The sequence below is a fragment of the Phormidium tenue FACHB-1052 genome, from assembly GCF_014696675.1.
Classification (GTDB): domain Bacteria; phylum Cyanobacteriota; class Cyanobacteriia; order Phormidesmidales; family Phormidesmidaceae; genus Nodosilinea; species Nodosilinea tenuis_A.
On sequence record NZ_JACJQN010000017.1, the window covers coordinates 145502 to 151797 of the forward strand.

The window sequence follows — 6296 nt, forward strand, 5'->3', positions numbered from 1 at the left end:
GCTTACTTTGTTGGGAGATAGAGATGGTTTCTAGTATTCGTGGGCTCTTGCAGCCCATTGCCGACTTCTTTGCTGGGTTTGGCACCCCTGAGCCGATTGTGCACTGGGGTCACCCAGCGATGATGGGCATTGTGATTTTTGTGATGGGCAGCTTTACCGCCTACATGGGCTGGAAGGGCCGCATCGGCGACGATGATGCGATGAAAAAAGCCGAGAACCGCCATACTCACAAGCGCTTGGCCCTGTGGATGTTTACCTTTATTAGCCTGGGTTATACCGGTGGGGTGCTGTCGCTGGTCATGCAAGAAAAAGACATCTTCCAAAGCCCCCACTTTTGGACGGGTAGTCTGGTGATCGCGCTACTAGCCATCAACGGAGCAATCTCGATCACCAAGTTTGGTGGCGGCAAAGACTCTCTACGCACCGCCCACGCCTACCTGGGCAGTTTTGCCCTGGCGGTGATGTTTGTCCACGCCTTTTTGGGTCTGCGCCTGGGCCTGTCAATTTAGCCAGAACTCATAGTTGATCAACTTTATTCAAAAGCCGCAAGGGAATCTCTCCTTTGCGGCTTTTGCTCCTTTACGGCTGGGCCGTGTGTGGATAGATTTGCCAGTCTAGGTTGCTGATTAATACAACACCCATTTGGTGAGTACGCGCATGGGTCTGCCGGTGTTGGGGTCGATCTGGGGTTTGCTCCAGGCTCGGGCTTCGGCAAAGCCAAGGCTATGGAGAATTTTGACCACCGTATCGATGCCAGTGGCAGAGCCGATGACGGTGACATGGACAGGTTCGCGGCTGGGTTGAGTGGGGGCAGGGCTACCAGGAGGGGCGCTGTAGATTTCGCTGTTGGGGATGAAGTCTTCTGACATAAGGGTGTCCTCAATGTTGTCTTTAGCGACCACAATGACAACTATAGCGGATGTTGTCGATGTAGACAACATTTACCCCCTCGCCATCCTTTGGGACGATCAAGGGCATGGGAAGGGCAAACGAAGCACTCAGGCAGGTTCTAGAGACGTACGGCATTAGCCAAAATAAGTTGGCGGTTGCCTTGGGGATTGATCGCTCTGCTGTATTCAAGTGGGTTCACGACCAGCGAGAGCCGTCTTCAGAGACGATTGTTCAGATTACCCAGGTGCTCAAAACGCTGAACCCCTTAGCAGCTAAGACGTTTGTGCAGCTCTACTTGGGTAATCTTGTCGATGATGACCAGCCTAGCAAGTCATAGTCATAGGCTATGGAATTTGAGTTTGATGAGAGCAAGAGTCGTTTAAACAAGCTCAAGCATGGTGTGAATTTCGTTGAAGCTCAAACTCTCTGGCAGGATAATGACCGCTGTGAAAAGAACAATCACTCCCAAAAAAGAACTTTACCCACTTATCGCTGACATAATAGTTGAGAGATTTCGAGAAACAAAGACTTGGGTTTCACGAGACGAGATTGTTTTTGAGCTACTTCACAGAAATGAAAGTGCTTCAATTATTCAGCATAATTGGCAAAGAGTATTGGCTGATATCGAATCTGGGAGGCCTTACCAACTATGGCAAACAAGACTAGAGCAATATACAGGAAACTGGGTAGACTGGTTCTCTGCTAGGTTTGAGTGCGAAAGGTATAATCAAATTTTTAGACGGGACAAGGATAGCACTAACAACTGGATGTACAAGCCTAAGTAATTGTCTATCCTGCGTCTTTAGCTTTCTGTCTCTTGATAATTATTTGTTATTTTCTTGGAGGTCAGATGTTTGGCTATGTCTTCAAAAGACTAATTTTCTGAGAGCTGTCTTACCCTTGTATTTGACATTTGTTATTGGCGTTGCTGAATTGAGGAATGAATCTGCAAAAGCAACAGTTGCTGCATCGCCCCCCAACCCCCCAAATTTGGGGGGCTTTGAAGTCGTCTGGTTCCCCCCAGAATTGGGGGGCTAGGGGGGCAAATCATACCGTTGATCAGCAACGCCTGTTATTTACTACCAAAACATTTAGCCAATGTCTGGATAGGTGTTTTCAATTATTCTCTTGAGTTGCTTGGCTGCTTCTTTAGACAACTGAATTGTTTGGCTTACCTTTCCAGCTTCTTGGCGCTCTTCCGAACCGTATGTATCGATTTGAATGTATTTTTCACCACCTTCACTAATTACAGATGCACGGCATTCAACTGCTTTATGGATGCTTTGACGATCTTTACTATTCAATTCAATATTTTCAATAAGAGCCATTGCTACTAGCTATTCCTCTGAAACATCGCCTTTGTGTTCATCAAAGTCTCCAATGATCAGGCTAAGTTCCCTTAAATAAACGGGGAACTTAGCTGATTCAGCGGTGAGCTTACACCTTTGCTTCTTCCTTGACTAGCTTCTCCCAGCCAAGGTCTTTGAGGTTGTTGTTGCGGCGCAGGGGTCGCGTCACCAGTTCTAGAATGTCGCGGGTGTTGCCAAAGCCGTGGATTTGGGCGAAGGTAAACTCTACCGACCACTTGGTGTTAATGCCCCGCGCCTCCAGCGGATTCGCGTGGGCCATACCGGTGATGACTAGGTCAGGGTGCAGCTCTTGAATGCGCTGAATCTGGTTGTAGTTGTCGGGCTTTTCGGTGATCTTGGGCAGGGGAGTGCCCATTTCATTGCAGGTTTTCTCTAGCAGAGCCAGCTCCGCCGCCTGGTAGCGCTTATCCATATAGGGAATGCCGATTTCTTGCACCGTCATGCCGCAGCGGGTGAGGAAGCGGGCCAGGGAGATTTCCAGCAGGTTGTCGCCCATGAAGTAGACCGACTTGCCGCGAATGATTTCCAGGTAGTCTTCTACCGACTCCCAGATTTTTGCTTCGCGCTCTTCCATGCCCTGAGGCTCGATGTTGAAGACCGAGCAGATCTTCTCAATCCAGGCGCGGGTGCCGTCGGGGCCAATGGGGAAGGGGGCACCGATCAGCTTGCACTTGCGACGGCGCATCAGCGTGGTAGCGGTGCGCGAGAGAAAGGGGTTGATGCCCGCGACGTAGTAGCCTTCATCAACCACGGGCAGATCGGTATAGAGCTTGGCGGGTAGCCAGCCATCGACCTTGATGCCCTGCTTCTTCAGTTCCAGAGTCATTTGGGTGACGATGGGGTCGGGCACAGAGCCAAACAGCACCAGGGGTGGGTGGTCGTGGTAGGGGGTGTCTTCGGCGACCACTACCTCTTCTTCTTTTTTGCGACCCAGACCCAGCAGCTTTTGAATGCCACCGCCCTTCGCTTCTTCTTTCGCCACCGCAGGCTGCTTAGCAGCGGCCTCTTCAACGGTGGGGCAGCGCTGGGCCATAGCGGCCAGCACCGTGTCTTCGCCCTGGGTAAAGGCGTAATCGAGGCCGTTGGCGCGGGCCACCACGATAGGAATCCCGATCTCGGCTTCAAGGCGGGGAGCGAGCCCTTCGAGATCCATTTTGATGATCTCGGTGGTGCAGGTGCCAATCCAGACGATGACGGAGGGGTTGCGATCGCGCTTAATGCTCTCACACAGCCGCTTCAATTCTTCGTAATCGTTGAGCTGGGCCGAGATATCGGCCTCCTCTAGCTCGGCCATAGCGTAGCGGGGTTCGGCAAAAATCATCACCCCCATGGCGTTCTGCAAAAAGTAGCCGCAGGTCTTGGTGCCAATAACTAAGAAAAAGCTGTCTTCGATTTTTTGGTACAGCCACGCCACGCAGCTGATCGGGCAAAAGGTGTGGTAATTGCCGGTGTCGCAGTCAAATTCGAGGGCGGAGGGTTGGGGTTGAGCTTGGGCCAGGGTCATCGTCGGGGTATCTCCCTAGTGAAGGACTTAAGGCCTGGGTCGATCATCCTCCCTGCCGCCTGCACCGGAGCAGGCTTCGTCGTCGTAGGCGGGGGAGAGCGGTGGTGGAGCATCGATGGTTAGCGCCTCTGACGAGGCCAGAGAAACCTCGGCCTGAGCGCTACCGGGCAACATCTTGTGTGCCTTTTCTAGCGCTGCTAGCTCCTTCACCGGGCTGATATCTAAACCCAGGGCAGAAATAATGCGATCGGGGTTGCTGCTTAAATCCACCACCAGGGGTAGCAGGTTGGTCAGGTCAGGCTCTAGGGTGGCCAATGCCCCCAAAATGAAGCCCGACGAGGGTCGCCGCTGCCCATTACTGGTTACCCAAATGCCCAGTTTGTCGATCCACTCGCGGTTGTCGCGGTAGTAGGTTAGCCACTTGATTTTGAGCGATCGCCGCAGTTGTTTGCTGTTCACAGATGCCTCGGGCGGGGTTCGCCAACCTCATGTTCAGAGATTGATTAAACCAGAAAACCGCTACCGACCGAGTCTATCTTGTTGGCTGTATCCCAGTCCCAGAAGCGGAGTTATACCGGCTAAAAACGGCAGTTCCCGGTCTAGTCTGGAGGGGCTACATATCTGGGCTATCGGGCAAGAGCGGCTGGTCGTCGTTTGCCTCGATGGTTTGAGTATGGTCGGGGTTATCCAGCACCATCTCGGGGTCAAAGTTGAGCCCCAGCACCTCTACCAGCGCGTCCTCGTCAGAGTTGAGCTTGTAGAAGGGCACCATCAAGTTCGACAGCTTGGGTTCTAGAGCATTCACCACCCCCAGCACCAAAAAGGAAGATGGACGGCGACCGCCATCGGGGGTTCGCACCGAGGTCTGCTGCATTTGCAGCGTCAACCAGGCTCGGTTTGACTGCACGTAGTCCAACCACTTTTGGCGAATGACTTGGGTAAAGTTCTCGAAAAAGGCCATAATCCTGACTCTTTGCTAAATCGCTTGTCGTTAGCCGCTGGACGGCTGCGTACCGATGATAATGCAGCGACTCAGGATTAGAACTCGATCGAGGGGGATTTTTGCAGCAAGGGATTAAGTAGGGTGGGCAATGCCCACCGCGCGCTTAAACCATCATCAGATCCATCTCCTCCTTCTCTTGCTGGGGCGCATCCGCAGGCGGATTGAGGTAGAAGTCAGACAGCAGGCTAAACAGCTCGCGATCGGCGGCATCCTTAGGCACCACGCCTTCGGGACGGGCCAAGATCTGGTCGGCAATGTTCAGGTAGTACTGACAGACCGGATCTAGAGCAGGGTCGGTTTCGGCCATTTCAAACACCGTCTTGCCCTTCACCCGCGAGATGCGAATGTCTTCGATCAGGGGCAAAATCTCTAGCACCGGCATGGGCACATGCTCGATGTACTTGTCGATCAGGTCGCGCTTTGAGGTGCGGTTGCCGATCAGCCCGGCTAGGCGCAGGGGGTGGGTGCGGGCTTTCTCGCGCACCGAGGCGGCAATGCGGTTGGCGGCAAACAGCGCGTCAAAACCGTTGTCAGTCACAATCAGGCAGTAGTCAGAATAGTTGAGCGGGGCCGCAAAGCCACCGCAGACCACGTCACCCAGCACATCAAAGAGAATCACGTCGTACTCGTCGAAGGCGTTGAGTTCCTTCAGCAGCTTGACGGTTTCGCCCACCACGTAGCCGCCGCAGCCTGCACCAGCGGGAGGACCGCCCGCCTCAACACAGTGCACACCGCCGTAGCCCTTGTAGATCACATCGTCGGCCCACACGTTTTCGTAGTGGAAGTCTTTTTCTTGCAGGGTGTCGATGATGGTGGGAATCAGAAACCCGGTCAGGGTAAAGGTGCTGTCGTGCTTGGGGTCACAGCCAATCTGCAAGACTTTGCGGCCCCGCTTGGCCAGGGCCACCGAAATATTGCAGCTGGTGGTGGACTTACCAATGCCCCCTTTCCCGTACACAGAAAGCTTGAGAGTCTGGTGATCCATAAGGGAAAATACTCGTCTAGGGCGGATAGGGCCAAACCCAAGTCCAGGGGCCATCTGTTTGGATAGATGTTCTACCCGCTGGACGTGGATCGGCTGGTCAACAAATAGGGTCTACGCAGTTGACTACGCGGCCCAAGGTGTTTCGGCTGTTTGGATTATGACGACACCGCCTAGGCATTGGGAAGGGGGAGTGAGAATAGACAGCCCCGCAAAATCGATTCAAAACCTGCTGAGCTTAACCAAGGAATGCCCTGATTCCAAAAATGGGTATTAGAAGCCCTTAAAGCATTAGATCAAAATTTAGGTTCTCATTTTTATTAATATAGAACAATAGCAAATAAGAGAATCTTAAATCTTCTGGGGCACTGGGCATTCTGAAACGCTTGTCTGTAGGTCGCTTGGATCGTTGAGAGGGGGTTGAATCTAAGGGATCGCCTGTCTGATACTAAATCCGACTTAGTTACCCCTGAAATAGGGTAGGATGGGAGAATGCCAAGACCCCTCCATCTTGAACCTCATTTTTCAGCCGATGAGCTTAAAGCG

8 protein-coding genes are annotated in these 6296 nt (G+C 52.7%); 2 read left to right on the forward strand and 6 right to left on the reverse strand.

Features of this window, described 5'->3' with window-relative positions:
• Nucleotides 1-23 precede the first annotated feature (23 nt).
• Complete coding sequence (locus tag H6G07_RS21030; protein ID WP_073610144.1) at nt 24-509, forward strand: DUF4079 domain-containing protein; 486 nt, start codon at nt 24-26, stop codon at nt 507-509.
• Between the two features lie 117 nt (nt 510-626).
• Here the strand turns inward: H6G07_RS21030 and H6G07_RS21035 are convergent, their stop codons facing one another.
• Nucleotides 627-941 (reverse strand): peptide ABC transporter substrate-binding protein, encoded by a 315-nt coding sequence (locus H6G07_RS21035; protein ID WP_199312300.1) that lies wholly within the window; start codon nt 939-941, stop codon nt 627-629.
• Between the two features lie 35 nt (nt 942-976).
• Between H6G07_RS21035 and H6G07_RS21040 the strand changes: the two genes are divergently transcribed.
• Nucleotides 977-1228, forward strand: a complete 252-nt coding sequence (locus H6G07_RS21040; protein WP_073610142.1) for a helix-turn-helix domain-containing protein — start codon at nt 977-979, stop codon at nt 1226-1228.
• Between the two features lie 754 nt (nt 1229-1982).
• Here H6G07_RS21040 and H6G07_RS21045 read toward each other — a convergent pair.
• The 5 genes from H6G07_RS21045 to bchL all read right to left on the reverse strand — a co-directional run bounded on the left by H6G07_RS21045 (nt 1983) and on the right by bchL (nt 5753).
• Nucleotides 1983-2219, reverse strand: coding sequence for a hypothetical protein (locus tag H6G07_RS21045; protein WP_073611320.1), 237 nt, complete (start codon nt 2217-2219; stop codon nt 1983-1985).
• A gap of 109 nt (nt 2220-2328) precedes the next feature.
• Nucleotides 2329-3765, reverse strand: a complete 1437-nt coding sequence (locus tag H6G07_RS21050) for a ferredoxin:protochlorophyllide reductase (ATP-dependent) subunit N (protein ID WP_073611319.1) — start codon at nt 3763-3765, stop codon at nt 2329-2331.
• A 27-nt stretch (nt 3766-3792) separates the two neighbouring features.
• Nucleotides 3793-4224 (reverse strand): DUF5331 domain-containing protein, encoded by a 432-nt coding sequence (locus H6G07_RS21055; protein ID WP_073611318.1) that lies wholly within the window; start codon nt 4222-4224, stop codon nt 3793-3795.
• A 154-nt stretch (nt 4225-4378) separates the two neighbouring features.
• Nucleotides 4379-4726 carry a DUF5331 domain-containing protein gene (locus tag H6G07_RS21060; protein WP_073611317.1) on the reverse strand — a complete coding sequence of 116 codons (348 nt, stop codon included), beginning with the start codon at nt 4724-4726 and terminating at the stop codon, nt 4379-4381.
• Between the two features lie 145 nt (nt 4727-4871).
• A complete protein-coding gene (gene bchL / locus H6G07_RS21065) occupies nt 4872-5753 on the reverse strand; it encodes a ferredoxin:protochlorophyllide reductase (ATP-dependent) iron-sulfur ATP-binding protein (RefSeq protein WP_073611316.1) in 882 nt (293 codons plus the stop codon).
• Nucleotides 5754-6296: the final 543 nt, after the last annotated feature.